The sequence below is a fragment of the Uliginosibacterium sangjuense genome (assembly GCF_059132465.1).
This window is the reverse complement of sequence record NZ_CP101132.1, coordinates 44,575-68,631: the sequence shown is the minus strand read 5'-3', so window position 1 is coordinate 68,631 and position 24,057 is coordinate 44,575. Positions and strand designations below refer to the sequence as shown.

Here is a 24,057-nt window from a genome sequence, read left to right as displayed (position 1 = left end):
GCCGTGTTTTCATGGCCCTCATGCCGCCGGCTGATCGGGGTTTACGCATAGAAGGCGCTTTAGGGCTGGCCCGAAGAGCATTCCGGGCCGCGCGGGGATAAACTTGTATGGTAGTCATCGCCATCGCGCCACTGGAGGGTCACACCGCGTGGATACCCGCTCCCTCATCTACTTCATCGCCGTCGCCGAGGAGCGCAACATCGGGCGCGCGGCGGCGCGCCTGCACATCACGCAGCCAGCGCTGACGCGCCAGATCCACTCGCTGGAGGAAGAGATCGGGGTGCCGCTGTTCACGCGCACCACGGCGGGCATGGAGATCACCGCCGCCGGCTCGGCGCTGCTGAATCACGCGCGCATCATCAAGGCCGAGCTGGCCCAGGCCAAGCTGGCGGCCCAGCAGGCCGAGCAGCTCGCCCACCAGGCGCTGCACATCGGCGTCTATGGCTCGGCCATCTTCAGCATCGTGCCGCAGGTGCTCAAGCGCTTTGCCGAGGCCCATCCACGCGTCGACTTCATCCTCCACAACGCGCGCAAGGACCAGCAGGTGGAGTTGCTGCGCCAGGGCAGAATCCTCGTCGCCTTCGACCGCTTCCCGCTGCAGGAGCCGGACCTGGCCTACGAGACGGTCTACCGCGAGACCCTGCAGGTGGCCCTGCACAAGGACCACCCGCTGGCCGCCCGCAGCCTCATCTACAAGGAAGACCTGGAGGGCGAGACGCGCGTGGGCGCCAACTTCGACAGCGCGCTGGCCGCCGGGGTGAGCCAGGCGCACGGCGCGCATGGCCAGGTCCGCCACCGGGCGGACGACATGCTGACCACGCTGGCCCTGGTCAGCAACGGCTTCGGCATCACCTTCGCGCCGCCCTCGATCCACGCGCTGCAGATTCCCAACGTGGTGTTCCGTCCCTATGCCAGCGGGCCGACCGTGCCCTTCGACGTGCAGTGCATCTATCGCCACAGCGAAAGCTCGCCCCTGCTGCACGCCATGCTCGCCACGGTGCGCGCCTTCTGCGCCGAGCAACAGGCCGCGACCACCGACGTGCCGGCACCGATCCACGCCTGAGCCCCGACCGGCCCGGCGGTGCTGGGTGACCCGTTGGCCTGGCGGCAGATCCGACCGCAGGCGCCCCAGACTGAATCCAGCCGGGGCGCCACGGTGCCATCAAGTCACCTTCCCGGCCTGCCGTTAGCTCTGGTCTGACCCCGAGAGAGCACATAGGAGGCCCCCATGCAGCGCCTGCAACGCGGTGCCGCGATCAGCACCTTGCTGATCATCCTCACCCTGGTGGCCGTGCTGGCCCTGGGCCTGTCCGCCGTGATCGGCCAGCTAGGCGTGCAGCGCATGGCCGCCAGCAACGCGGCGGTGCTCGCCAGCGCCAAGATTGCGCGCGTGCAGGGCGACGTGGACATGATGCACGACGCGATCCGCGCCGACGTCTACAAGGCCTTGCTCAGCGCCGCCAAGGACCCCGCCGGGCTGGACGAGGCGCGGCGCGATTTCGCCGAGCACGCGCGCGCCCTGCGCGAGGACTTCCAGCAGAACCTGGGCGTGCTGCCCGAGGCGGCGCGGCGCCTGGCCACCGACACCCAGCCGGTGCTGGAGCGCTACGTCGCCACGGCGGCGGCGATCCTGCAACAGCCGACGCAGGACGCCGGCAGCCAGCTCGGCGGCTTCAATGCCGACTTCGTCGCGCTGGAGGAGGCGCTGGAGAAGCTCAGCGATGCCATCGGCGAGAGTGCCGAAGCGCAGGCGCAGGCGGCCGTCGACTCGGTGCAGCAGAGCAAGCGGATGAACCTGCTGGCGGCCACCCTGGCCGTGCTGCTGGTGGTGGCGGTGGCGTGGGGGGTCTATCGCGGCAGCGTGCCTGCCCTGCAGGCGCTGGCGGGCGAGGCGGGCGAGATCGCGCGCAGCGGCGACCTGCGGCACAGCCTGCGGGTGGCCGGCAGCCGCGAGGTGCAGGCGCTGGCCCAGGCCATCTCGCTGATGCTCAGCCGCCAGGGCGAGGTAGTGGCGCAGGTGCATCGCGCGGCGGCCGACATCGACCGCAACATGCAGCAGCTCACCGCGCTGTCGTTGCGCGTGCGCAGCCAGGCCGAGACGCAGGACGGTATGGTGCAGGGCGCCCTGCGCGGCTTCGAGGAGGCGGCGGAAGGCGTCGAGCTGGTGGCCGGCAACGCGCAGCGCGCGGTGCAGGCGGCGCAGTCGGCCGGCAGCGTGTCGCAACAGGGCGCGCAGGCGGTGCGCGAGGCCACCGATGAGCTGAGCGGGCTGGCCCAGGCGGTGCAGGAGGTGTCCACGGTCATCGCCTCGCTGGCCCGCGAGGCGGGTGAAATCTCCGGCGTGGTCAGCGCGATCCGCGCCATCGCCGACCAGACCAATCTGCTGGCTCTCAACGCGGCCATCGAGGCGGCACGCGCCGGGGAGCAGGGGCGCGGCTTCGCGGTGGTGGCCGACGAGGTGCGCAAGCTGGCCGAGCGCACCGGCCAGGCCACCGACCAGGTGTTCGGCCTGATCGAGCGGATCAACCAGGCCAGCCAGGCGGCGGTCGCCAAGGTCGCGCACAACGTGACGGCGGTGACCGAGGGCATCGCCCGCGCCGCCGCCTCGGCCGAAACGGTGGCGCAGATTCCGGCGGCCGCCGACGAAGTCGTCAACGGCATGCGCGACATCCGCGACACCTTGGCGGCACAGCGCCAGACGCAGCACGACATCGCACGCGTGATCGAGCAGATCAGTGGCACCGCGCGCGCCGCGGCGGACGACGCCCAGACCCTCGACCACCTGATCGGCCAGACCCGCGACAGCATGGCCGCGCTCAACGGCTCGGTCGGACAGTTCAAGGTCTGAGCAGGCGCAAGGCGCCGGGCGGGCAGAAGGCCCCCGCCGGGAGCCGCCTGGGGTAGGCTTGCGTCCTCTTCAACCGCAGACCGGAGAACCCCCATGCCCAGCTTCACCAAGGTCGTGCTGTACACCGATACCGATGGCCGCGCCAAATTCCGCGAGGAACAGATTCCCCTGACCGAGGGCACACCGATGGCCGCGCTGTCCTCCATCCAGACCGCCAGCGGCGTGCAGTTCCGCGAGAGCCCGGTCGGCTTCCGCAGCCAGGTGCATTGCACCGGCACCCCGCAATGGTTGTTCGTGCTCAGCGGCGCGATGGAGATCGGCCTGCTCGACGGCAGCACACGCGTGTTCGTGGCCGGCGAGCATTTCTACTCGGCCGACACCCTGCCCGAGGGTGCAACGTTCGACCCCACGGTGCACGGCCACTGGAGCCGTCAGCTCGGCAATCAGCCGCTGGTGACGCTGTTTGTGAAGGGCTGAGTCTCTACGACGATGGGAAGAAAAACGGGCCGCTGATGCGGCCCGTTTTTCTTGCTGCGATGGTTCAGTCCCGCGCGCGGCGACGGACCGCCGCCAGCAGGCCCAGAGCAGTGGCGAGCAGCAGGCCCTGCGCCGGCTCCGGCACGGCCTGGATGCTGAAGGCATAGGCGTTGCCGGCCACCAGGTTGCCGGTGGCGATCTGCCAGTCGGTCAGGCTGCCCCCCACGTAGGGGTCGCCGACCAGCAGACCGTAGTACTCGACCACGCCGCCGCGCGAGGCGGTGAACAGGCCGCCGTTCTGGCTCACGCCATAGGCACCGCTGGCGCCCGGGTCGAAGGCCGACTGCACGCTGCCGGCGCTCAGCGCGAGGCTTCCGAAGTCCAGGCGCAGGCCGCTGATGCCCTGCGGCACCAGGCTGTTGATCACCGCGTTGAAGGCCACGCTGCCGGCGGCAATCTCGCTCGCGCTGAAGCTGACCGTGAAGGACAGCGGGGCGTGGTTATAGGCGTTGATGTCCAGCGCCAGCAGGCCTTCGGCGGAGTAGTCGGCAAAGCTGTTGCCGGCCAGGTCGGTGGCGCTCAGGAGAGCGGCCGAGGCCGGCAGGGTCTGCGCCAGGGCCAGGGCGAGCAGGGTTTTCTTGAACAGGTTCATGGCGGGACTCCTTACAGGCTGCCGTTGGCCCACGGGCCGGTGATGGCCAGCGTGATGCCGGGGGTGTAGAGGTTGACGAAGAGCACGCGGCCGTCCGGGCTGAAGCAGGAGCCGGCCCACTCGGTGTTGCGGCGGTTGCCGGCGAGGCTGGCGGACTTGCCCACGGCGCTGAGCTGGGCAGCCGTGAAGTTGTAGTTGTGCGAGGCGAAGGGGTAGGTCGTGCCGTCCGGGCGCAGCACCATGAGGCGCTGGGCCGGCACCGAGATGGTCTGGCCGGCCGCGTTGAGCCCGGTGCCCGAGCCGTCCTCGTTGAACAGCACGCCGCCGCGCGGGCTGACGCACAGGTTGTCGGGCGAGTTGCCGACGGTGATGTCATTGCTGACCAGGATCGCCTTGAGCGTGTTGCTGGCCAGGTGCAGGGCCCAGATGCGGCCGGCACGGTTGGGGTTGGAGCTCACCTGCTTGTCGGTGAAGTAGACGATCCCATTGGCCACCCAACAGCCTTCGGTGGCGCCGAAGATCGCCGCGCCGCCGGCATAGGCCTGCAGGTAGGGGCCGCTGGCCGACACGTTGCCGACCACCGACGCCAGGGTGGCGCCGTCCAGGTCCGGGTTGGCGATATCCACCCATTCCACCGGGAACTCCTGGCACAGCGTGGGCATGCGTAGGTCCGCATTCATCACACCACGCACCTTGAGGCCTTGCAGCTTGCCGCCGGCATGCAGCGAGTTGAGGCCACCGGAGACGTTGTTGGGCAGGAAGCGGTACAGGGTGTTGGCATTGCCCTGGTCCTCGGTGAGGTACCAGTAGCCGGTGTCGGGGTCGATCGCGCTGGCCTCGTGGGCCATGCGGCCCATGCCGAAGATCGGGTTCGGGTTGGCCGCGGTGAGGCTGGTGTCGGCCGGCACCTCGAAGATGTAGCCGTGCTTCTTGCCGGTACTGCTGATGCTGTTGGAACGGATCTCCTCGTTCGACAACCAGGAGCCCCAGGTCGTGGCGCCGCCGGCGCAGGGGCGGTAGATGCCGCCCAGGGTGGCGTAGCTGGCGACCCAGTTGCCGTCGCGCCACACCAGGTTGGTGTTGCCGCCGATCTGGTAGCTGGTACCGGTGGCGCCGGTGTCGTACTTGGCGACGTTGGCCTTGCTGGCGCCGACGATGTTGGCCGGATTGCTGGAGGTCGACAGCTCGTGGTTGCGCACCAGGATGATCTCGGTGCTGCGGCCGACTTTGCGCGACAACACGACGCCCATGCCGTCATGCGCGGCCGGGGTGGCGAGGCCGTCGCTCATGAGGTCGCCGGTCCAGCCGTAGGACTTGTAGGAAAAGCCGGGCGGCAACTGGATCAGCGGCAGGCCGGTGGTGAGGTCGTTGACCGGGGCGAGCGCGCCGTAGGGGCTGGTGCCCAGCGTGGACGCGCTGGCCGGCACGCAGGCTGCCTCGGCCTGGCGGCTGGCCAGCGCGGCAACGGGGCCGGCAAACGCGGCGGCGATGGCGGCGGCGCCACCCTTGAGCAGGCCGCGGCGGGTGTCCGAAACCTCGGACGGGTCTTCGTGTTGTGGGGCGTACATCGTTCTCTCCTGACTGTGTTGGGGAACAGCCAGGAGAGCATTGCCGCCAGATATTGCAGGAGTGTGTGTGCGGTGCCGAGAGCTTTCAGGGCAGCTCGACCAGCACCGGCTCGCTGACCCCGCCGTCGCCGACCATGACCTCTTGCTCCCAGAGCCGGCCATCAGCGCGCTCGACTTGCAGGCGATGGCGCCCCGGGCTCAGCCCGACGAAGGAGAAGAAGCCGTCGAAGGCATGGTCACGCCCGGCCAGGTAGGCCGACATGGCGAGATCGGCTCCGTCGGCCACGGCCTCGACCCGGCGCGTGCCGGAGGGCCCGACCAGCGTCGCGCGCCGCAGGCTGGCGGCGGCGGGGCGCCGGTACTGGCCGGCCGGCTGCGCGCCGGAACGGGCCGGCTCCACCAGGTAGCCCCACAGCACCGGCTCGGGACGCAGGTCCACCGTCAGCGCGACGCTGCGCCCGGCCTCCACCTGCAGCATGGGTGCAGGCGTCGTGGCCCGGTAGCCGTGGGCGTACAGCTCGGCACGGTAGGAGCCTGGTGGCAGCGTGATGGCGTGGGCCTGGCCGAGCGAGGTCAGCAGCTCGTTGCCCCCGTCCTGCGGGCGCAGGCGCAGCAGGGCGATCGGCGCCGGCCCGGTGTGGCCGGCGTAGTGCGCGCTGACCGCCAGCCGGCCCTCCTCGCGCGGCGGTTGCGCCAGGGCCTGCAGCACCGCGTGGTAGCGCTGCGCCAGCGCGGGCGAGTCGAGTACGCCGACATGCCCCTCGTCAAAGCCGAAGACCTGGCGCGCCGCCGCCTGCGCAGCCGGGCGCAACTGGCTGGCGAGGGTCACCGTGCCGTCGTTGTTGGGCCGCCATAGACCGGGGCTGCCGTGGTGGGCGAAGAACAGGTAGTAGTCGATGTGGGACGGCAGCGGGCGCTGGAACAGACCCTGCAGGAAGCGCCCCTGCGGCTGCAGGTCCTGCCAGGCCGGCAGCACTGCCGGCGAGTAGCGCACCCCGCTGGCCGCCGCCGCGTCGCCGCCCCAAGGCGTGGCGATGGAGACGAACAGGCGGATCTGCGGGAACTGCGCGCCGAACTGCTCCAGGAAGCTCTGCGTCACCAGCCCGCCCATGCTGTGGGCGGTGAGGTAGAGGCGCGGGAAGGCGTAGCGGAACTGCAGGTTCAGCAGCTTCCAGTACAGCAGGTGGGCCATGGACTCGACCGCCACGCCCGAGGGGTACTGGAAGAACCAGGCCTGGTAGCGGCTGCGATCCAGGCGCGCGACGAGGCCGCGGAAGTCGTGCGGCGAGCCCTGCGCGCCGTGCACGAACAGGATGGGGATGCGCGCCGGGTCGTAGGGCTCCAGGAAGTAGATGTTGCCGCCCTGCTCACGGTAGAAGTCGACCGGCGACCAGTAGCCCTGGCGGCCGGCCTCGGCGCCGAAGCGCGGGTCGTCCAGGTCGAGCAGGGCGCCGACCTGGCTGCTGTGACGCGGCGTGCGTGGCGCCAGCAGGCGGCTGCCCGGCGGCAGGGCCGGCGTGGCGCTGACGGACAGTGCGAAGTCGAGGCCGGTGACGATGCCCCCGCTAGCCGGGGTGAGCAGGATCTGCGGCCCGGACGGGCCACGATACTCGCCGGCCGCCTCGCCCGCATCGAACAGGCCGTCGTCATCGGCATCGACGAAGGCGAACACACGCGCCTCGCCCAGGCCCACGATCAGCTCGTAACCACCCGGCTCGTGCAGGCGCGTCGCGTGCAGCACCTCGATGCGCCCCGCCTGCTGGCGCCAGGCGGCCACCACCAGCGGGCGGCCACCCGCCGCGGCCTCGACGCGTCCGGCCAGGATGACCGTGGCATGGAAGCTGTGGGCCTGCTCGCGCACCGTGAGCAGGCTGCAGCCGGCCAGCAGCAGGAGCAAGCCGGCCCCGGCCATCGTCTTCCACGCGTGGATTCCCATCTACTCACTCCCTGACCCGTTCACCGCAGCGCGCAGTGTGCACCGGCGCCACGCGGGATTGAAGGCGTACGCAAGGGACGCGACGGTGCGGGACGAAGCGAGTACAACAAAAAGCCCCCGGCTCTGGCGAGGCGGGGGCCGGATCACATCACGCGGGCAGCCAGGCCGCCCGCGCCGACAGCGAGGCTCAGTAGGCCTTCACATCGCTGGGGCTCACGTCGCAGTTGGCGGTGTTCCACTTCTCGCCGACCGTCTTGGACGAGCCGCCGCCCTTCTGCACACCCACGTACTCGACGCAGACCTTGGGGCTGCCGGACTTGTAGCCCTTGATCTGGATGTTGCGCAGCGTGGCCTTGTCGCCATAGTTGCCGTTCACGCCGATCACCGTGGACACCTTCTCCATCTTCACATTGTTGATGTTGAAGTAGCGCGGGCCGCCGTTGCCGGTACAGTCACCGCAGGAGCGCGACAGCTTGCCGATCGAGCCGGTGGTGGTGAAGTTGTCGACATTGAGCGTGGAGTTGATGCCGTTGTTCTGGAACACCTTGTCGTCGGCATTGGCTGCGGTGCCGCCCTTGATGTTCATGACGGTGCCACGCTGGCCGTTGCCGATGGAGGCGGCGTCTTCACACACTTCTTCCCACACCACGTTCTCCAGGTTGCAGGTGCCGCCCTGGACATTGGTGCCGAGACCGCTGCCGAGACTGCCCCAACCGCAGTGGATCCCGTCCGAACCGCCGCCGGCCGGGATCACCACGTTCTTGACCGTGGCGTTGATCAGGGTCAGCACGGCCGGCTGGGTCTCGCTGCCGCCGGCGCAGGACAGGCCGATGCGCTTGCCGCCGCAATCCAGCGTGGTGTCATAGATCAGCGCGCCGGGTTCGCACACGTTGACCGGGCCAGTCCAGCCCGGCACCGGCACGCCACCGCCCGAGCCCGACGAGGAGCTGGAGGACGAGCTGGAGCTGCTGCTCGACGAGGACGAAGAGGAACTGGACGAGGAGCTGCTCGACGAGGACGACGACGAGGAAGAGCTGGAGGACGAGCTGGACGAAGAGCTCGACGAGGAACTCGACGACGAGCTGGAGCTGCTGCCCTTGCTGATCGAGCACTCGTTGACGCCGCCCGCGATGCGGCCGCCGAAGGTGGCTTCGTTACACACGAAGCTGCCGCTCAGCACCTTGTAGAGAAACTTGTCGGCGCGGCCGAAGGCCACGTTGGTATTGGCGGCCACCGAGCAGGTCTTGCCCTCGGCGCAGATGGTGACGAATCCGGCCGGACGGTTGGCCGCCCAGGCCGTGCTGGCGCAGGCCATGGCCAGTGCGCCGAGCAGAAGTTGCTTCGCTTTCATGGTTTGTCTCCAGGATGTTTATTGGTTTGATCCGGCCGCGCCACGCTGCCCTGCAAACGACCGCGGGGCATTGTTCGGGACTTTGCAAAAAAGTGCAAACCGATCTTCCGGACGGCACGAAAACGCGGAAAGCCTGCTGCAGTGCGGGATAAGCCCCCTAGCTACCTGGTTCCATCACTCTGAAAAGAAGCCATTCAGCCGCGCGTGAGCAACATCCCGACCCAACGAAGAGACTGCAGATGTTCAAGATGAGCGTACGCCAGGCCCCAGGGCTGAACCCGGCACATCTCAGCGACCGCCGGCTGCAGGGGTCGGCGTTTCATTGCCTGTCCCGATCTGCTCAGTCGCTGAGCACGGCCGCCCGTCCCTTGCCCGCCGCCTTGCTACGGTACAAAGCCAGGTCGGCCTCGCGCAGCAGCGCGGCGAAGTCCTCATGCGCCGTGCCCAGCATGGCGACGCCGATGCTCAGGCCGTGCGCGCATTGTTCGCGCGCCAGCCGGCACAGGTCCTCGGCGATCATCAAGGCACAGTCCTCACCTGTCTCCGGCAACACAACCACGAATTCATCACCGCCATAGCGGCCGAAGATGTCGGTTGCGCGCAGGCGCTGGCGCAAGCTGGCGGTAAGCCGGCGCAGCAATGCGTCGCCAGCCGCATGACCCTGGCTGTCGTTGATGTGCTTGAAGTCGTCCAGGTCGATGATTAACGCCGACAGCGGACGCCGGTGACGGCGGGCGCGCAGCAGTTCGCGCTCGGCCAGTTCCAACAAGTGGCGCCGGTTGTAGCAGCCGGTCAGCTCGTCCAGCGTGGCGAGCCCGCGCAACTCGTCGAGCAGGGCGAGCTTTTCAGTCACGTCCACCACCAGCAGGGCCCCCCCGACGAGCTGACCACGCCGGTCGCGCAGCAGCTGGTGGCGGATCTCCAGGCGCAGCCCGCCGCCGGCGTGGATGCAGGGCTCAGGCTGCCGCAAGGCCAGGACGAGTGCGGGCACGTCCGGCAGGTTTAGCCCTTCGGTGCCGATCAGGCTGTGGTCGAGCTGCGGGAAGAAACTCTGCGCCGCCCGATTGAAGTCGATGATGCGCTGGCGCAGGTCGAGCACGATCACGCCCTCGGCGACGCCGTCGAAGACGAGATCGCGCGCCAAGGGGAGTACGTCCAGCACGCTGTGGCGCAGGCAGGCCACGGCGAACACCAGGCCGGTGGCGGCCAGGCCGAAGGGGCTGAGGTCGATGCCGTGCGGCGACAGGCCGAACTGGTAGAGCAGGTGGAACAGCCAGGGCAGCAGGGAGCCAAGCAGGAGCAGCCCGGCCTGCTGGCGATACAGCGACACACTCTGGCGCCAGGCACGGAACAACAGCAGCACGCCCATCAGGGTGCTGAGGTTCAGGTAGGCAATGTTGAACCAGTAGCCCACCCCTTTGCCGATCACCGCGATGGCCAGGTCGGCTTCGCGCCGATATGCCAGATGGGTGTAGTACTGGTGATGCAGCTCGTTGCTCTGGAAGGCCAGAAAGACCAGGAACGAAAGGCCCAGCAAAGCGAAGTGCCAGCGCGGCGGCATCCCGCGCGGCTCCAGGTAGGACCAGGCCAGGCCGACCCAGAAGTAGGGCACGAGGGGGATACCCAGGTACTGCAGGCGCAGCATGGCCTGCATGCGGGCGAGGTCCGGTGCAGCCAGCTCCAGGCCGTAGCCCAGTGCATAGGCCGCGCCGCAGAACATCAGGCCGCCGAAGTGGCGACCGAAGACCGTGGCGCTCTGGCGTAGCGCGTTGATGCCCAGGCCCAGGCACAGCAACGCGGTGACAAACAGGAAGACCGACAGTGCGGGAAAGACGGAAGGCATGCAAAGCGCGCATCGCGCTGGCGACTGAAGCCCGTAAGTCTATCGCCTCACGCCAGTTGCCAAAGCCAGGAGAAGCGCAGCTTTCAGTGTTGTGCAAAAGGCCTGCTTGAACCTTCGCCTGTGGCCCGCACCTAAGGCATATCCCTTCACCGCCCAGCTCTGATGCCCCCGCTGCGTTTCCTGCTCGTCGCCACCGGCCTGCTCGGCCTGCTGCACCTCTACCTGGGCCTGCGCCTGCTGCCCGACCTTTCCCCGGATGCCGCCGTGCAGGCTGGCGGCTGGGCCGTGCTGGCCTTGTCCACGCTGCTGCAGCCACTGGGGCTGATGACTCGCGCGCTGCGCAGCGCGCGCCTGCGCGATGCGCTGTCCTGGGCGGCGATGCTGGCCATGGGCCTGTTCTCCTCGCTGTTCGTGTTCACCGTGCTGCGCGACCTGCTGTGGCTGCTGCTGACGGCGCTGGAGGGCTTCGGCCTGTTCGCCCTGCCGGCCGCCTTCGGCCCGGACTCCGCCCTGCTGGTGCTCGGCGTGACGCTCGCCATCAGCGCCCTGGGCCTGCTCAACGCGCGGCGCCTGGCGCAGGTGGTGGAGGTCAAGGTGCCGCTGGCCGGCCTGCCGCCGGCCCTGCAGGGCTTTCGCATCGCGCAGATCAGCGACATCCATGTCGGCCCGACGATCAAGCGCGACTACCTGGCGCGCATCGTGGCGCGCGTCAATGCGCTGAAGCCCGACCTGGTGGCGATCACCGGCGATCTGGTCGACGGCTGGGTCGCCGACCTGGCCGCGCACACCGCACCGCTGGCCGATCTGCGTGCGCGCCACGGGCGCTTCTTCGTGACCGGCAATCACGAGTACTACTCGGGTGCGCCGGAATGGATCGCGGAGCTGCGCCGCCTCGGGCTGACCGTGCTGCTCAACGAACACGTGCTGATCCGCCACGGCGATGCGCCGCTGGTGGTGGCGGGGGTGACCGACTATGGCGCGGGCAGCTTCTACGCCTCGCACCGCAGCGACCCCAAGGCCGCCCTGGCCGGCGCGCCAGCCGAGGCGATCAAGCTGCTGCTGGCGCACCAGCCGCGCAGCGCGGAAGCGGCCGCCGCGGCCGGCTTCCATCTGCAGATTTCGGGCCACACGCATGGCGGCCAGTTCTGGCCGTGGAACCACTTCGTGCCGCTGCAGCAACCCTTCACCGCCGGCCTGCACAAGCTGCGCTCGCTGTGGGTCTACGTCAGCCGCGGCACCGGCTACTGGGGCCCGCCCAAGCGGTTCGGCGCGCCCTCCGAGATCACCTGCCTGCAGCTCGTCGCCGCCTGATCGCTCAGCGCGGCGGCGGCAGGGCCTGCCCCTGCAGGCGCCGCCATAGCCAGCGCAGGCTGGCCGCGGCATCGCCACGCGAGCCGACCTGGCGCGGGCTCACCGCGCTGGCCTGGGCCGCGCCGGCCGGACGCTCGGCGATCACGAAGCTGAACACGTAGTGCGGCTCCTGCCCCATGCGCAGATCGGTCAGCAGCACCTGGCCCTCGCGCTCATGCAGGCGCACGAAGCCCTGGGCAAAGCGCATCAGCGCATTGGCCGGCGCCGGCTCGGCCAGTTGGGTGCGCAGCGCGTGGCCGGCCGGGAAGCTGTCGAACTGCATGCGCGCATCGGCGTCCAGCAGCGAGCGGAAGCCCTCGTAGTAATGCGTGTCGTCCATCCATACCACGCGCCACAGCACGGTGTTGAGCGGCGCCGGGGTGACCAGCAGGCGCGCGCTCGCCGCATCCAGCCCCGGCGGGCGCGAGGCCTCGGCCACCGCCACCACCTGGGCCTGGGCGAACAGGCTCCAGCCGAGATAGGCCGTCGACAGCGTCAGGCCGAGGGCATTGGCGCGCATGCCAAGCGCATCGCGCCATGCCAGCGCCAGGCCCAGGCCGAACAAGAGCGGCAGGGTGTACAGCGGGTCGATGATGAACACGCTGCCGGCGGCGAAGGGGTGATCGCTGAAGGGCAGCAGGAGACGCGTGCCATAGACGGTGAAGGCGTCCAGCAGCGGGTGCGTGACCAGGGCCAGCCACAGCGCCAGCCACCATCGTCGATAGGCCTCGCGGCCGTGCAGCCACCAGGGCAGCAGCGCCAGCAGCGGCGCGAGCAGGCTCAGGTAGAACAGGGCATGGCTGGCGCCGCGATGATTGACCATGTTGGCGAGCGGATCGCCGTGATCGATCAGCACATCCAGGTCCGGCAGCGTGCCGGCCAGGCCGCCCCATAGCGCGGCCTTCCACACGGCGGTGCGGCGGCCCATGACGGCCACGCCCAGTGCGGCGCCCAAAGCGAATTGCGAGACGGAGTCCATGGGGAGGTTCGGGAGTCGGGAGTCGGGAGTCGGGAGTCGGGAGTCGGGAGTAGAGACCGGTGCGGCGTGCTTGAGGTTCCGCATCGCCTGGCCTCACCGATGCTGCCACACTGGACACTGTGATCCGGCGGGAGGAAGACGCATGAGTGCCTGGAGTTGTCCGCACGACCTCGACAGCGTGTGCCAGCGCGTACAGGGCGCGCGCTGCGAGCCCGGGATGCGCGGCTGCGTGCTGGAAGGCAAGGTGCGCTTCGCGCGCGAGGAGATGAACCTGCCGCGCAAGCCGCAACGCGCCGAACCCGAGGCCGCATCTCCCCCGCCCCCGCCGCGCCGCCGCCTGCCTTTCTGAGCGCGTGCCCGCACGCTAGCCGGTGCGCTTCTTGCAGCAAGGCTCCCATTCCCCAGGCGGAGCCTACAAATGTCACGTTCCTGTCGCATCCGTATCCAAGCCGACGCGCTGCCCGCGCCGGCCGAACTGAAGGCCGCCCTGCGCGAAGCCGGCTATCCGCTCGATCCCGAGGGCTTGAAGCTGGCCAGCGCCAGCGGCTTCCAGGGCTGCATCCTGGATGGCGAGGACGCCGGGTTCAGCGTCGTGCGCGAGGCCGACGGCCTGAGCCTGCGCTGGACCGGCGATCCGCGCGAGGAACTGGCGGCGCTGATGGTCGCCACGGTACTGGCCACGACCCGGGGCGCTGCCCTGAGCGACGCCGCCGACCAGCCCCTCGCGCCCGCCAGCGTGCAGGCACGGATCACCAGCCTGCTGGAGGCCCGCTGAGATGAGCGACGACCTGTTGTGGCGGAGCAACCGCGTGATCCTGTGCCATTTCGACAGCTACAGCACCGCCCTGGTGTTCGCGCGCTGGCCGGATGGCTCCCTGCTGAGCCCGGCGCCCCTGCCGGCGAGCGCCATGCCCATCGCCGAGACGGTGGCGCCGCTGCCGCAGCACGCCGCCCAACCGCTGATGCAGGCGACCCTCGCGCGACTCGGGCTGGACGAGGCGGAGCTGGTCTACGTCGGCGACTTCGAGGCCTGGCTGGACAGCGAGGATGGCCCGATCCGCGTGCACCTGCTGCGCTTCACCACCTTCGAAGCGCCGGCCCACCGCATCGAGGGCGGAGGCGGCGTGTTCCGCCCGATCAGCGCGCTGCGCGGCGCGGCGGCGCAGGAGCTGCCCCTGCTGCGCAAGGTGTTCGACCTGATCATGGGCGGCGGCGGACGCTGAGCGAGCGGGCACGGCGGGCCGACGAACGCCGGTATAAAGCGCCTGCATGAAAAGATCGAATAATTCAAGTGGCGGTGCAGCAAAAGCAGGCAGATACTTCAGCCATAGGGTTTCTACTTATGAAACCTGCTTGAACAAGGAGTATCACCATGAGTGACTTGAGCGCCCCCACCATCAATGCCCTGCGTGCCGCTGCCGGCCTGACCGCCTCGGTCGCAGTTGCCGTCGCCCCCGCGATCGTCCAGGTGCTGATGCTGACGCATTGATGTCCTGAGGGGTCCCCACAGACCCCTGGAAATTCCCGGCCCCGTCTGCCCCCTCTCCTCGGCAGACGGGGCCGTTCCGTTTACGGCCCGCCACCGCAGCCAGACAAGTGGGGGCGCCACTCGCTTGCTGTACCCCAGCCCTCCCGGCCCCCCCTTGTCAGGGGAGTTGCCAGGCCCCGCACCGGAGCGCCCTCCCTCCCCTGACAAGGGGAGGGCTGGGGAGGGGTTCGCCTGCCCCCGCGAAGAGCACGCACATACGCTCACGCTCAAGGCGTGAGCGTGCTCCCACTCAACTGCGGCGCCCCGCTGCCCAGGTAGAAGATGCCGGGGTAGCCCGCCGTCTCGAAACCGGCGCTGGGATTGGCCGTCAGCGTGGAGTTCGTGATCCCCAGCGTGCCACTGCGGTCGTTGCTGACGAAGAAGATCGCGCCGCCGCCCTCGTTGGCACTGTTGTTGGCGACCCGGCTGCCGCACAGGCGCAGGTGGAAGCTGTTGCCGTCGTTGTAGATGGCCCCGCCGCTGCCGCCACCCGGCGTGCCGCTGCGCGCCGGGTTGGCGCCGTTGCCGATGGCGCGGTTGTGGGTGAACAGGCTGTTGATGACGCTGTAGCTCACGCCAATGGCGGACAGGCCGCCGCCATTGCTGCACACATTGGCCAGATCGCTGCGCCCACCGAAGGTCGAGTTGACGACGTACAGCGGCAGATCGTTGTACTGGTCGAAGGCGCGCACCGCCGCGCCGCCCACGTCCGGCCCGGTGGCATCGCACTGGTTGCGGAAGAAGCGGCTGTTGACGATCTTGAGCCTCCCGCCGCGCGCGAACACCGCGCCGCCGCCGTCCCCACCCAGGCTCACGCCATCCACGAAGCTCAGGTTCTGCAGCGTGAGCTGCGGATGGTCCTGGTTGTCGCAGTGGGGGGTGGTCCACACCTGGGCCTGGTCGCAGGTGTTCATGTAGAGGATGCGCCGCTGCCCGCCACCCGACAGCGTGACCTTGCCGCCGCCGTCGATGACGATCTTCGGTCCGGTGTTGTTCACCACCTTGGCCGTCTGGGAGAGGGTGATCGTGACTGGCGCCGCGCCGCAGTTGAAACTGATCACGCCGCCCTTGGCCACGGCCGCGACGAAGGCGTCGCTGGTGCAACTGGCCGGCGTGCCGGTACCGACCACCGTGCGCGGGCTGGCGACGTCTTCCGCCTGGGCTTCGCCGGGCACGGCACAGCCGCCGGCATGGCCAGCCGCGGGCAGGTTGTCGTCGAATGTGGGCAGGGCCGGTGCGCTGCCGCTGGATGAGGATGAAGACGAGGACGCGCCGGCGGCAGTCTCTCCGCCGCCCGAGCCGCCCCCACCGCCACAGGCGGCGAGCAGGCTCAGCGAGATGGCCACGAGGCCGGAATGCATGCGAATCATGATGACCCTCCAGTGGCCGCCACTCTCGCACTGCACCCCCGCGCGCGATGCGCCGCCTGGCGCATCGGAGGGGCTTGCCCGACCGATGGCGGGCAGGCTTACACGGCTTCGAACAGCACGTCCTGCGCGCCTTCCCACAGGCACTTGAGGCCCAGCGCGCGCAAGTTTTCCTTGCCCTCCACAATCGTCAGAAAGTGGTTGCCGGCCAGTTGCCCCAGCTTGCTGGAGAAGGAGCAGGCGCCGTAGGCGAGGATGATCTCGGTTTCGCTGTAGCCGCCGGGGTAGAACAGCACGTCGCCTACCGAAGGATGGCTGGTGTGGTTCTCGAAACCGACGCCCAACTGGAAGTCACCCATCGGAATCCAGCAGCCTTCCCCGCTCCAGCGCACATGGATCAGTTTCTGGCGGTAGGGCAGCAGCTTGAGGAAGGCGGCCACGGTCTGTGGCGCGTCGGGGTGAGTCTCGGCGATGAAGCTGAATTCGCCGGCGGTGATGCGGAGTCGGGTCATGAGCGTGTTTCGGTGAGGGTGTTCAGACGGCGGGGCGGGGGGCGAACCACTTCTCGACCTTGGGCATCTCCCAGCGCGCCATGCGCGCGATGAGCTGCTGCGGGTCCGCGTCGAGCTGGATCATGTCGACATGCTCGATGCGCATGAACTCTTCCTTCGCCATGTTCTCCAGCATCGCCCGCATGGGGTCGTAGAAGCCGCCGATGTTCAGCGCGCCGCAGGGCTTCACATGGTCGCCCAGTTGGGTCAGCGTGGCGACCTCGAACAGCTCTTCCAGCGTGCCCAGGCCACCGGGCAAGGCGATGAAGCCATCGGCCAGCTCCACCATGCGCGCCTTGCGGCTGCGCATGTCGGGCGTGATCTCGTGTTGCGTAAGGCCGGCATGCAGGTGGCCGCGCTCGAACAGGCGCTGGCTGATCACGCCGTGCGCACGGCCGCCCGCGGCCAGCACGGCATCCGCCACCACGCCCATCAGGCCCTTGTGGGTGCCGCCGTAGACCAGGGTGATGTCCAGCTCGGCCAGGGTCTGGCCCAGCGCGCGCGCGCCCTCGGCATAGGCTGGCGAAATACCAAAATTGGAGCCGCAATAGACGGCCAGGCTCTTGAGTTTCATGTTGCTTGCATTCCTTGTCGGGTCATACCGTGGCGATGTCGTTGCTGCGCTGGGCCCAGCCGGTCATGCGGCGTTCCAGCAGCGCGGACACGGCATAGAGTGCCACGCCCATCGCAGCCAGGATGAACAGGCCGGCGAACACCAGCGGCACATCGAAGTTGCCACTGGCGATCATCATCATGTTGCCGATGCCCTTGTTCGCCGCCACGGTCTCGGCCAGCACGGTGCCGACGAAGGCCAGGGTCAGCGCGATCTTCAGCGAGGCGAACAGATAGGGCAGGGTGCGCGGCAGGCCGACGTTCCACAGGATGTCGAGCTTGCGTGCGCCGAGCACCTTGAGCACGTCCTGCAGTTCAGGTTCGGTATGCGCCAGGCCGGTCGCGACATTGACCACCACCGGGAACATGCAGATCACCATCGAAGTCAGCACCGCCGGCACCGTACCGGCGCCGAACCAGACGACGAAGATCGGCACCACCGCCACCTTGGGGATGGACGAGAAGCCAACCAGGATCGGGTAAGCCACGTCATAGGCCAGGCGGCTCACGCCGATCAGGGCGCCGATCAGCACACCGGCCAGCGTGCCCAGGGCGAAGCCCAGCAGCGTGGTGTAGAGCGTCTGCGTGGCATGTGGCCACAGCAGCGGCAGCTTGTCGGCAAGCACCGTCACGATCTCGCTGGGCCGTGGCAGGACGATGTTGGGGATGGCGAAGGCCAGGCAGGCCACTTCCCACGCGCCGAACAGGACGAGGATGGCGAGGCCGGACAGCATGCGCTGGCGCATTCTCGGCGAAAGGGCAGTCAATGCATTCATCATGCGGCCTCCGGTTGGTCGGCGGGGGAAGTCAGGGAGACGGGAGCAGCGGGCTCGCCCGGCGCGCGCGCCTCGGCGATGCGCATGCGCAGCGCCTGCACCAGCTCCGAGAAATCCGGCGCGTAACTCATCTCGACGCTGCGCGGGCGGGCAAAAGAAACCTCGCGTTCTTCGAGGATGCGGCCGGGGCGGGCGCTCATCACGCAGATGCGGTTGGCGAGGTAGGCGGCCTCACGCAGGTCGTGCGTCACCAGCAGCACGGTCGGGCGCTTGTCCATCCACAGTTGCTGCAGGATGGCCCACAGCTCTTCGCGGGTGAACTGGTCGAGCGCACCGAAGGGCTCGTCGAGCAGCAGCAGTTGCGGCTCGTGGATCAGCGCGCGGCACAGGGAGGCACGCTGCAGCATGCCGCCGGAGAGCTGCCAGGGCCGCTTGTTGCCGAAGCCCTTGAGGCCCACGGCGGCCAGCAGCGCCTCGGCACGCTCGGCGTACTCGCCGTGCTTCTTCTTGCGATAGTCCTGCCGGAAGGGTTCGACGATCTTCAGCGGCATCATGACGTTGTCACGTATCGTCAGCCACGGCAGCATGGTCGGGTTCTGGAACGCGAGGCCGATGCGCGCGCGGCGCGGATCGCCCACCTCGCGCCCGTTGACAATGACACCGCCCGAGCTGGGGGTGAGCAGGCCGCCGATCAGCTTGAGGATGGTGGACTTGCCGCAGCCACTGGGGCCGACCAGGGCGACGAAATCCCCCTCGTCGATGCGCAGGTCGGTGCGGGCCAGGGCCAGCGTGGCCTCGGGGTTGTCGCTGCGGCCGTAACGCAGCGTCACGTCCGACAGTTCGATGAAGGGGCGGTTCATGGCGGTCTGCCTCTGGAAGAGAGCGTCGAAGTCGGCGGCGTTCATCGCTGGTCCGCCGGTGTCACCGCATCGACCTGCGGCAGGGCGTTCTGCGGGGCGCCTTCCGGTGCCTTCACGATGTTCTTCATGGTGGACCAGTCGTTGCGCACCTGCGGCGCCGGCATCTTCTGGATGCCCTTGACCGACTTGCCCCAGCCTGCGGCCTCTTCCACCAGCTTGCCGTCGCGCATCACGAAGCGCCCGCGCACCAGCGTGTGCACCGGGTAGCCCTTGACGCTGCGGCCGTTCCACGGCGACAGCTTGCTGATGGTCTGGATGCGTCCGTGCGACAGCATGCCGGCGCGCTCCATGTCGACGATGGCGATGTCGGCGTGCGCACCCGGGGCGATCACGCCCTTGCTGCCGTACAGGCCCCAGGCCTTGGCCGGGGCGACGGCGCTCCAGCGCACGTAGTCCATCAGCGTGGCGCGGCCCTTGTTCACTTCGCTGAGCATCAAGGCCATCTGGGTTTCGACGCCGGGGAAGCCGCAGTCGCATTCCCAGATGTTCTCTTTCACCTTCTCGTCGATCGCGTGCGGCGCGTGGTCGGTGGCGATCATGTCCACCGTACCGTCGAGCAGCGCGTCCCACAGCGGCTGGTTGTGGCGCGCGTCGCGGATCGGCGGGTTCAGCCTCAACACGCCGCCCAGACGCAGCACATCGCTGGTGTTCAGTAACAGATATTGCGGGCAGGTCTCGACCGTGATGTCGACGCCGCGCGCCTTGGCTTCGCGCACCAGCCACAGCGCATCGGCCGAGCTCTTGTGCGCGATGTGCACCCGCGCGCCGGTCCATTCCGAGAAGTGGATGATGCGGCTCACCGCCTCGATCTCACACACCTCGGGCCGCGCGGCCAGGTGCGCCTGCGCGTCGATGCGGCCAGCGGCCTGCATGCGCTGCTGGCGGCGCGCCATGATGGATGAGTTCTCCGCATGCACCACCGTGCGGATGCCCAGTGGCGCGAGGATCTCGAAGGCCTCCAGCAACGCGCCGTCGGTCGGCGCCGGCAGATTGCCGAAGGTGTTGCCGACGAAGGCCTTGAAGCTGGTGGCGCCGTGGTCGAGCAGGTCTTCCAGTCGATCCACGGTCTCGTCGCCCAGCAGGGCGTGGATGCCGAAGTCGACATAGGACGCCTCGGCGGCGCGCAGCTTCATCTGCAGCGCCTCCACCGTGCCGGTGGCGGGTTTGGTGTTGGGCATGTCGAACACGGTGGTCACGCCACCGATGGCGGCCGCGGCCGAGCCGGTCTTCCAGGTCTCCTTGTGCGGATAGCCGGGATCGCGGAAGTGCACATGGCTGTCGATGGCGCCTGGCAGGATGTACTGGCCGTCGGCGCGGAATTCCTCGCGGCCGGCAGGCATCAGGTCGTCGTGGCCGACGGCGACGATGTGGCCGCCGTCGATGGCGACCGAGGCTTCGATGATGGCATCCGGCGAGACGACTTTGCCGCCGCGGATGACGAGGTCAACTGTGGGCATGGGAACTCTCGTTTTCGCCGTCATTCCTGCGCAGGCAGGAATCCAGCGTCGTAAGGTTGAATCGTGAAATCCACTGGGTTCCTGCCTGCGCAGGAACGACGAAGTTCGGGGCCGGCATGCTCACAGCATTGCCCAGCCGCCATCGACGGGCAGGTCGACGCCGGTGATCTGGCGCGACACCTCGCTGGCGAGGAAGAGACAGGCATTGGCCACGTCCTGGTCGGTGGACACGCGGCGCAGCGCGTAGTCCTCGGCATGGCGCTGCATGGCTTCCTCGACGCTGATGCCCAGCTTGCGGGCCATGTTGGCGCACACCTTGTCGCGGAAGCGCGGGCCATCGACCATGCCGGGCGCCACGCAGTTGACGTTGATGCCGTGCGGGCCGGCCTCCAGCGCGAAGCTCTTGGTGATGCCGCGCAGGCCCCACTTGCTGGCCGAGTAGGCCATGCGGCCGGCGCGCCCGCGCATGCCGAAAGTGCCGCCGACGTTCACCACCTTGCCACTGCGCCGCGTGATCATGCCGGGCAGCACGGCCTGCATGGTGTTGAAGCAGCCCGTCATGTTGAGCTGCACGATCTGCTCGAACTCTTCCTGCGTGGTCTCCCAGCCGGTCTTGCCGATGGGGCCGGAGCCGCCGGCCACGTTGACCAGCACGTCGATGTGGCCGAAGTGCTCCAGCGCATGGCGCGTCATCGTCGCCACCTGCGCGCCCTGCGTGATGTCGCAGCCAAGCACGATGGCCTCCACGCCCAGCGCCCGTGCCTCTGCGGCCACGGGCTCGATGGCGGCCAGGTCGCGCCCCACCAGCACCAGCTTGGCGCCCTCGCCGGCGAAGGCCAGGCTCACCGCGCGGCCCATGCCCTTGGCGGGGCCGGTGATGAGCACCACCTTGTGTTTCAATCCGAGATCCATGTGGCTGTCTCCGTAGCGGTTCAGAAGGCCGTGGCGCGCTCGGCACGCGGCGGCAGGAAGCTGCGGTTGAACACCTCGGCCGGGGCCGGGCTGCGCGAGAGCTGGCCCAGCTCGACCACCGAGGCGATGTTGCGCTTGAGGCGTTCGTCATCCACGTCGCCGAGGCCGATCCTGGCGATCTCCGGGTGGCTCATCTGCGACTTGAAGGTGGCGAGCAGCTTCTCCTTCTCGATGTCGCGCTTGAGCAGCGGTTCGCGCTTCATGACCGCCTCCATGCCCATCTCGGGATTGGCCACCACTTCGTTGATCGCGCGATTGAGCGCCTTCAGGAAGCCCTGCACCGCCTTCGGGTTGTCCTTGATGAACTGCTGCGAGAAGAAGACGGCGTTGGAGTACGGGTCGATGCCGTAATCGGCGTAGTTGATGAAGCGCAGGTCCTTGTCCGGGTTCATGCCGATGCCCTTGGCGGCGAAGGTCACGGTCAGGGTGTAGCCGAAGGCGGCGTCGACCTGGTCGCGCAGCAGCATCTGTTCGCGCAGGTTGGGCGTCATGTTGGTGATGCCGACCTTGCTGGTGTCCACCTTGGCCTGCTTGGCGACCAGGGGGAACAGCTTGAGTGCGGCGTCGTTGGCCGGGCCGCCAACGGTCTTGCCTTCGAGGTCCTTGAGCGTCTTGATCGGGCTGGTGGACTTCACCGCGACGACGAAGGGCGTCACGTTGTAGATCATGTACACCGCCACCGGGGCGACGGCAGGCTGCTTGGCAGCGAGGTCGATCAGCGCATTGAGGTCGCCAAAGCCAGCCTGGTAGGCGCCGCTGGCCACCTTGGGAATGGAGGCGGCCGAACCCTCGCCCTGATCGATCTCCACGTCCAGGCCTTCGGCCTTGAAGTAACCCTTGTCCTGCGCGTGGAAGAACCAGGCTTGCGCGCCCTCGTACTTCCAGTTGAGCACCATCTTGATCTTGGTCTGCGCGCTGGCGGCGCCGGGCAGCAGGGCGAGAGAGGCGGTCAGCGCGAACAGCAGCGCCGAGCAGGTGCGGGCAAGCTTCATGATGCGTCCTTCATGGTTGGTCGTCGGGCAGGGGCGGGAGTGTCGACAGCGCGGCCAGCAGGTCGGCGCTGTCGGTCAGGAAACCGTGCAGCAGGCGCACGAGGAAATGGATCGCGTCGCTGACATGAGCCGGTGAGGGCGTGTCGCAGGCGTCGCGCACCAGCAGGCAGTCGTAGCCGAGGGCGGCGGCGTCCTGCAGCGTCGAGAACACGCAGCGGTCGGTGTTGATGCCGGCGAACAGCAGGGTGGTGATGCCTTGCGCACGCAGCACGCCGTCCAGTTCGTTGTCGAAGAAACCGGACAGGCGATGCTTGTGCACCAACAGGTCGGCCGGCTCGGCGTGCAGCGCGTCGATCAGCGCGGCACCCCAGCTCCCCTGTACCAGCGAGGGGCCATAGTCCTCCGGCGACACCTCGCCGTAGCCCACCGCCGCCGGGTCGCCGGCCTTGCCCTTGTAGCGCACGCTGGGCGGCAGGTTGGCGAGGTCGGCGCGGATGCCCCAGTTGAGCCACAGCACGCGGCCACCGGCGGCACGCCAGGCCGGCGCAAGCTGCGCGATCACCGGGATCGGCCGGCGGCAGGCCGTGATGTCGAGCCCGCGCTGGCCGAACCAGCCCTGCGGGTGGCAGAAGTCGTTCTGCATATCGACCACGACCAGCGCGCTGCGCCCGAGGTCGATCTCCAGCCGCGTCTGCTCGGCCACGAAACCCAGGCGGCGCGGCGGCGGCAGTGCGCGCACCAGGCTCACGGCCTGGGCGTCACCTTGCCAGCCATTGTGGGCGGCGCCGTGGCGTGGTGCGGGTAGGAGGGGCGTGTTCATGGCTGACATGGCTCCACAGTAAAGCGGCTCACCGATTTGGTCTGCCGCTGCTTTTTCAATGAAGCGTTGCTTTTTTTGCAACGCTCAGCGGTGCCTAGGGCCCGGGCCTGTTCGCATCACTCCGCCGCTTGTGCGCGGGGGGTGGCTGGCGCTCAGCCCGCCCCCGCCAGCACCTCGTTGAGGGTCTGCGCGAAGCGCATGGCCGGCAGCGGCAGGTGGCGCCCCTTCAGTTGCGCCAGGGTCAGCGGCCGGGTGCCGAGGCCACGATCGTCGATGTGGCGGGCGGTCACGCCGTCCTGCTCGCGCGCCAGCGCGGTGCCCACCTGGATCTGGAAGGAGATGGCGTCATTGCCGCGCACGAAGTTGCGCAGCATCTCGAAGGAGTTGGACTCCAGCACCACGTTGGGCGTCAGCGAACTGCGCGCGAAGAAGGCATCGAGCAGCATGCGGCCGCCCAGGCTGGTGTCCGGCAGGGCCAGCGGATAGCGCAGGCAGTCGCGCATGCGCAGGGCGGGTTGCTGCGCCAGCGGGTGATCGGCGGCCATCACCGCGCACAGGCGCTGCTCGACCTCCAGCATCGGGCTGATGTCGGCCGAGGGCTGCACGTTGTAGACCAGGCCCAGGTCGGCCTCGAAATCGCGCAGCGCCTGGATCACGCTGTTGTGGTCGCAGATGCGTACGCGGAAGTTGATGCCCGGGTTGTCCTGGCGGAAGCGCGTGATGACATCCGGAAACAGGGAGAAGGCCAGCGCCTGGCTCGCCGCGATGCTGACCGTGCCGCGATGCAGCCCGCGCAGATGGCCGATGTCGGTGCGCAGGCGCTCGTAGTCCGCGCGCAGTTGCCGCGCGTGCTTGAGGAACAGCTCGCCGGCCGCGGTGGGCCGCATGCCGCGCGCGTGGCGCTCGAACAGCTCGGCGCCGAGGTCTTCTTCCAGGTCCTGCAGGCGGCGGTCCAGCGCAGACGGGGTGATGAACAAGGCCTCGGCCGCCTTGCGGATGGAGCCGCCACGCGCGATGGCGTCGATGTAATTGAAGATGCGTAGGTACTGGAGTGACAT

The 24,057-nt window shown here is 68.7% G+C and carries 23 protein-coding genes; 7 read left to right on the top strand and 16 right to left on the bottom strand.

Translation table 11 applies throughout. The annotated features are described in order from the left end of the window. The first annotated feature begins 148 nt into the window (after window positions 1–148). From NMB43_RS00325 to NMB43_RS00315, 3 genes are all read left to right on the top strand, one after another. Window positions 149–1,063, top strand: coding sequence for a LysR substrate-binding domain-containing protein (locus NMB43_RS00325; protein ID WP_494350158.1), 915 nt, complete (start codon window positions 149–151; stop codon window positions 1,061–1,063). 165 nt (window positions 1,064–1,228) lie between these two features. Then, window positions 1,229–2,848 carry a methyl-accepting chemotaxis protein gene (locus NMB43_RS00320; protein ID WP_494350157.1) on the top strand — a complete coding sequence of 540 codons (1,620 nt, stop codon included), beginning with the start codon at window positions 1,229–1,231 and terminating at the stop codon, window positions 2,846–2,848. A gap of 93 nt (window positions 2,849–2,941) precedes the next feature. Beyond that, window positions 2,942–3,325, top strand: a complete 384-nt coding sequence (locus NMB43_RS00315; protein WP_494350156.1) for a cupin domain-containing protein — start codon at window positions 2,942–2,944, stop codon at window positions 3,323–3,325. Window positions 3,326–3,389: 64 nt separating this feature from the next. Here NMB43_RS00315 and NMB43_RS00310 read toward each other — a convergent pair whose 3' ends face one another. The 5 genes from NMB43_RS00310 to NMB43_RS00290 all read right to left on the bottom strand — a co-directional run bounded on the left by NMB43_RS00310 (window position 3,390) and on the right by NMB43_RS00290 (window position 10,675). After that, a complete protein-coding gene (locus tag NMB43_RS00310) occupies window positions 3,390–3,977 on the bottom strand; it encodes a PEP-CTERM sorting domain-containing protein (protein WP_494350155.1) in 588 nt (195 codons plus the stop codon). An 11-nt stretch (window positions 3,978–3,988) separates the two neighbouring features. After that, window positions 3,989–5,545: an alkaline phosphatase PhoX gene (locus NMB43_RS00305; RefSeq protein ID WP_494350154.1), complete on the bottom strand. Its 1,557-nt coding sequence runs from the start codon at window positions 5,543–5,545 to the stop codon at window positions 3,989–3,991. 85 nt (window positions 5,546–5,630) lie between these two features. Continuing rightward, the gene (locus tag NMB43_RS00300; RefSeq protein ID WP_494350153.1) at window positions 5,631–7,481 is read right to left on the bottom strand and encodes an esterase/lipase family protein; all 1,851 of its coding nucleotides are present in this window, start codon (window positions 7,479–7,481) and stop codon (window positions 5,631–5,633) included. Window positions 7,482–7,668: 187 nt separating this feature from the next. Beyond that, window positions 7,669–8,832: a pectate lyase gene (locus tag NMB43_RS00295; RefSeq protein ID WP_494350152.1), complete on the bottom strand. Its 1,164-nt coding sequence runs from the start codon at window positions 8,830–8,832 to the stop codon at window positions 7,669–7,671. A gap of 340 nt (window positions 8,833–9,172) precedes the next feature. Then, on the bottom strand, window positions 9,173–10,675 hold the full coding sequence (locus NMB43_RS00290; protein ID WP_494350151.1) for a histidine kinase N-terminal 7TM domain-containing diguanylate cyclase: 1,503 nt from the start codon (window positions 10,673–10,675) through the stop codon (window positions 9,173–9,175). A 162-nt stretch (window positions 10,676–10,837) separates the two neighbouring features. On the opposite strand from NMB43_RS00290, the gene NMB43_RS00285 reads away from it, so the two are divergent. Continuing rightward, entirely contained in the window at window positions 10,838–11,986 is a 1,149-nt protein-coding gene (locus tag NMB43_RS00285; RefSeq protein ID WP_494350150.1) for a metallophosphoesterase, read from the top strand. 4 nt (window positions 11,987–11,990) lie between these two features. On the opposite strand, the gene NMB43_RS00280 is transcribed toward NMB43_RS00285, so the two are convergent. Continuing rightward, a complete protein-coding gene (locus NMB43_RS00280; protein ID WP_494350149.1) occupies window positions 11,991–13,004 on the bottom strand; it encodes a metal-dependent hydrolase in 1,014 nt (337 codons plus the stop codon). Window positions 13,005–13,146: 142 nt separating this feature from the next. Between NMB43_RS00280 and NMB43_RS00275 the strand changes: the two genes are divergently transcribed. The 3 genes from NMB43_RS00275 to NMB43_RS00265 all read left to right on the top strand — a co-directional run bounded on the left by NMB43_RS00275 (window position 13,147) and on the right by NMB43_RS00265 (window position 14,227). After that, window positions 13,147–13,353, top strand: coding sequence for a hypothetical protein (locus NMB43_RS00275; protein WP_494350148.1), 207 nt, complete (start codon window positions 13,147–13,149; stop codon window positions 13,351–13,353). Between the two features lie 69 nt (window positions 13,354–13,422). Beyond that, window positions 13,423–13,779 (top strand): hypothetical protein, encoded by a 357-nt coding sequence (locus NMB43_RS00270; protein ID WP_494350147.1) that lies wholly within the window; start codon window positions 13,423–13,425, stop codon window positions 13,777–13,779. A 1-nt stretch (window position 13,780) separates the two neighbouring features. Further along, a complete protein-coding gene (locus NMB43_RS00265; protein ID WP_494350146.1) occupies window positions 13,781–14,227 on the top strand; it encodes a hypothetical protein in 447 nt (148 codons plus the stop codon). A gap of 532 nt (window positions 14,228–14,759) precedes the next feature. Here NMB43_RS00265 and NMB43_RS00260 read toward each other — a convergent pair. The 10 genes from NMB43_RS00260 to NMB43_RS00215 form a co-directional block, all read right to left on the bottom strand. Next, window positions 14,760–15,902, bottom strand: coding sequence for a hypothetical protein (locus tag NMB43_RS00260; protein WP_494350145.1), 1,143 nt, complete (start codon window positions 15,900–15,902; stop codon window positions 14,760–14,762). Between the two features lie 98 nt (window positions 15,903–16,000). Next, entirely contained in the window at window positions 16,001–16,411 is a 411-nt protein-coding gene (locus NMB43_RS00255; RefSeq protein WP_494350144.1) for a DUF3830 family protein, read from the bottom strand. Between the two features lie 22 nt (window positions 16,412–16,433). Further along, window positions 16,434–17,024 (bottom strand): LOG family protein, encoded by a 591-nt coding sequence (locus NMB43_RS00250; protein ID WP_494350143.1) that lies wholly within the window; start codon window positions 17,022–17,024, stop codon window positions 16,434–16,436. 22 nt (window positions 17,025–17,046) lie between these two features. Continuing rightward, the gene (locus NMB43_RS00245; RefSeq protein WP_494350142.1) at window positions 17,047–17,841 is read right to left on the bottom strand and encodes an ABC transporter permease; all 795 of its coding nucleotides are present in this window, start codon (window positions 17,839–17,841) and stop codon (window positions 17,047–17,049) included. Beyond that, the gene (locus tag NMB43_RS00240; protein ID WP_494350141.1) at window positions 17,838–18,698 is read right to left on the bottom strand and encodes an ABC transporter ATP-binding protein; all 861 of its coding nucleotides are present in this window, start codon (window positions 18,696–18,698) and stop codon (window positions 17,838–17,840) included. The genes NMB43_RS00245 and NMB43_RS00240 overlap by 4 nt, the downstream gene beginning before the upstream one ends. A gap of 41 nt (window positions 18,699–18,739) precedes the next feature. After that, window positions 18,740–20,215, bottom strand: a complete 1,476-nt coding sequence (allB, locus tag NMB43_RS00235) for an allantoinase AllB (RefSeq protein ID WP_494350140.1) — start codon at window positions 20,213–20,215, stop codon at window positions 18,740–18,742. Window positions 20,216–20,335: 120 nt separating this feature from the next. Then, window positions 20,336–21,127 (bottom strand): SDR family NAD(P)-dependent oxidoreductase, encoded by a 792-nt coding sequence (locus NMB43_RS00230; protein WP_494350139.1) that lies wholly within the window; start codon window positions 21,125–21,127, stop codon window positions 20,336–20,338. Between the two features lie 20 nt (window positions 21,128–21,147). Beyond that, window positions 21,148–22,179 carry an ABC transporter substrate-binding protein gene (locus NMB43_RS00225; protein WP_494350138.1) on the bottom strand — a complete coding sequence of 344 codons (1,032 nt, stop codon included), beginning with the start codon at window positions 22,177–22,179 and terminating at the stop codon, window positions 21,148–21,150. Window positions 22,180–22,189: 10 nt separating this feature from the next. Then, window positions 22,190–22,999, bottom strand: coding sequence for a cysteine hydrolase family protein (locus NMB43_RS00220; protein WP_494350137.1), 810 nt, complete (start codon window positions 22,997–22,999; stop codon window positions 22,190–22,192). 152 nt (window positions 23,000–23,151) lie between these two features. Next, entirely contained in the window at window positions 23,152–24,057 is a 906-nt protein-coding gene (locus NMB43_RS00215) for a LysR family transcriptional regulator (RefSeq protein ID WP_494350136.1), read from the bottom strand.

Coding starts and splice junctions, on each gene's coding strand:
- NMB43_RS00320 (WP_494350157.1), top strand. CDS start 1,229: ATGCAGCGCCTGCAACGCGGTGCCGCGATCAGCACCTTGCTGATCATC.
- NMB43_RS00315 (WP_494350156.1), top strand. CDS start 2,942: ATGCCCAGCTTCACCAAGGTCGTGCTGTACACCGATACCGATGGCCGC.
- NMB43_RS00310 (WP_494350155.1), bottom strand. CDS start 3,977: ATGAACCTGTTCAAGAAAACCCTGCTCGCCCTGGCCCTGGCGCAGACC.
- NMB43_RS00305 (WP_494350154.1), bottom strand. CDS start 5,545: ATGTACGCCCCACAACACGAAGACCCGTCCGAGGTTTCGGACACCCGC.
- NMB43_RS00300 (WP_494350153.1), bottom strand. CDS start 7,481: ATGGGAATCCACGCGTGGAAGACGATGGCCGGGGCCGGCTTGCTCCTG.
- NMB43_RS00295 (WP_494350152.1), bottom strand. CDS start 8,832: ATGAAAGCGAAGCAACTTCTGCTCGGCGCACTGGCCATGGCCTGCGCC.
- NMB43_RS00290 (WP_494350151.1), bottom strand. CDS start 10,675: ATGCCTTCCGTCTTTCCCGCACTGTCGGTCTTCCTGTTTGTCACCGCG.
- NMB43_RS00285 (WP_494350150.1), top strand. CDS start 10,838: ATGCCCCCGCTGCGTTTCCTGCTCGTCGCCACCGGCCTGCTCGGCCTG.
- NMB43_RS00280 (WP_494350149.1), bottom strand. CDS start 13,004: ATGGACTCCGTCTCGCAATTCGCTTTGGGCGCCGCACTGGGCGTGGCC.
- NMB43_RS00275 (WP_494350148.1), top strand. CDS start 13,147: ATGAGTGCCTGGAGTTGTCCGCACGACCTCGACAGCGTGTGCCAGCGC.
- NMB43_RS00270 (WP_494350147.1), top strand. CDS start 13,423: ATGTCACGTTCCTGTCGCATCCGTATCCAAGCCGACGCGCTGCCCGCG.
- NMB43_RS00265 (WP_494350146.1), top strand. CDS start 13,781: ATGAGCGACGACCTGTTGTGGCGGAGCAACCGCGTGATCCTGTGCCAT.
- NMB43_RS00260 (WP_494350145.1), bottom strand. CDS start 15,902: ATGATTCGCATGCATTCCGGCCTCGTGGCCATCTCGCTGAGCCTGCTC.
- NMB43_RS00255 (WP_494350144.1), bottom strand. CDS start 16,411: ATGACCCGACTCCGCATCACCGCCGGCGAATTCAGCTTCATCGCCGAG.
- NMB43_RS00250 (WP_494350143.1), bottom strand. CDS start 17,024: ATGAAACTCAAGAGCCTGGCCGTCTATTGCGGCTCCAATTTTGGTATT.
- NMB43_RS00245 (WP_494350142.1), bottom strand. CDS start 17,841: ATGATGAATGCATTGACTGCCCTTTCGCCGAGAATGCGCCAGCGCATG.
- NMB43_RS00240 (WP_494350141.1), bottom strand. CDS start 18,698: ATGAACCGCCCCTTCATCGAACTGTCGGACGTGACGCTGCGTTACGGC.
- allB (WP_494350140.1), bottom strand. CDS start 20,215: ATGCCCACAGTTGACCTCGTCATCCGCGGCGGCAAAGTCGTCTCGCCG.
- NMB43_RS00230 (WP_494350139.1), bottom strand. CDS start 21,127: ATGGATCTCGGATTGAAACACAAGGTGGTGCTCATCACCGGCCCCGCC.
- NMB43_RS00225 (WP_494350138.1), bottom strand. CDS start 22,179: ATGAAGCTTGCCCGCACCTGCTCGGCGCTGCTGTTCGCGCTGACCGCC.
- NMB43_RS00220 (WP_494350137.1), bottom strand. CDS start 22,999: ATGAACACGCCCCTCCTACCCGCACCACGCCACGGCGCCGCCCACAAT.
- NMB43_RS00215 (WP_494350136.1), bottom strand. CDS start 24,057: ATGTCACTCCAGTACCTACGCATCTTCAATTACATCGACGCCATCGCG.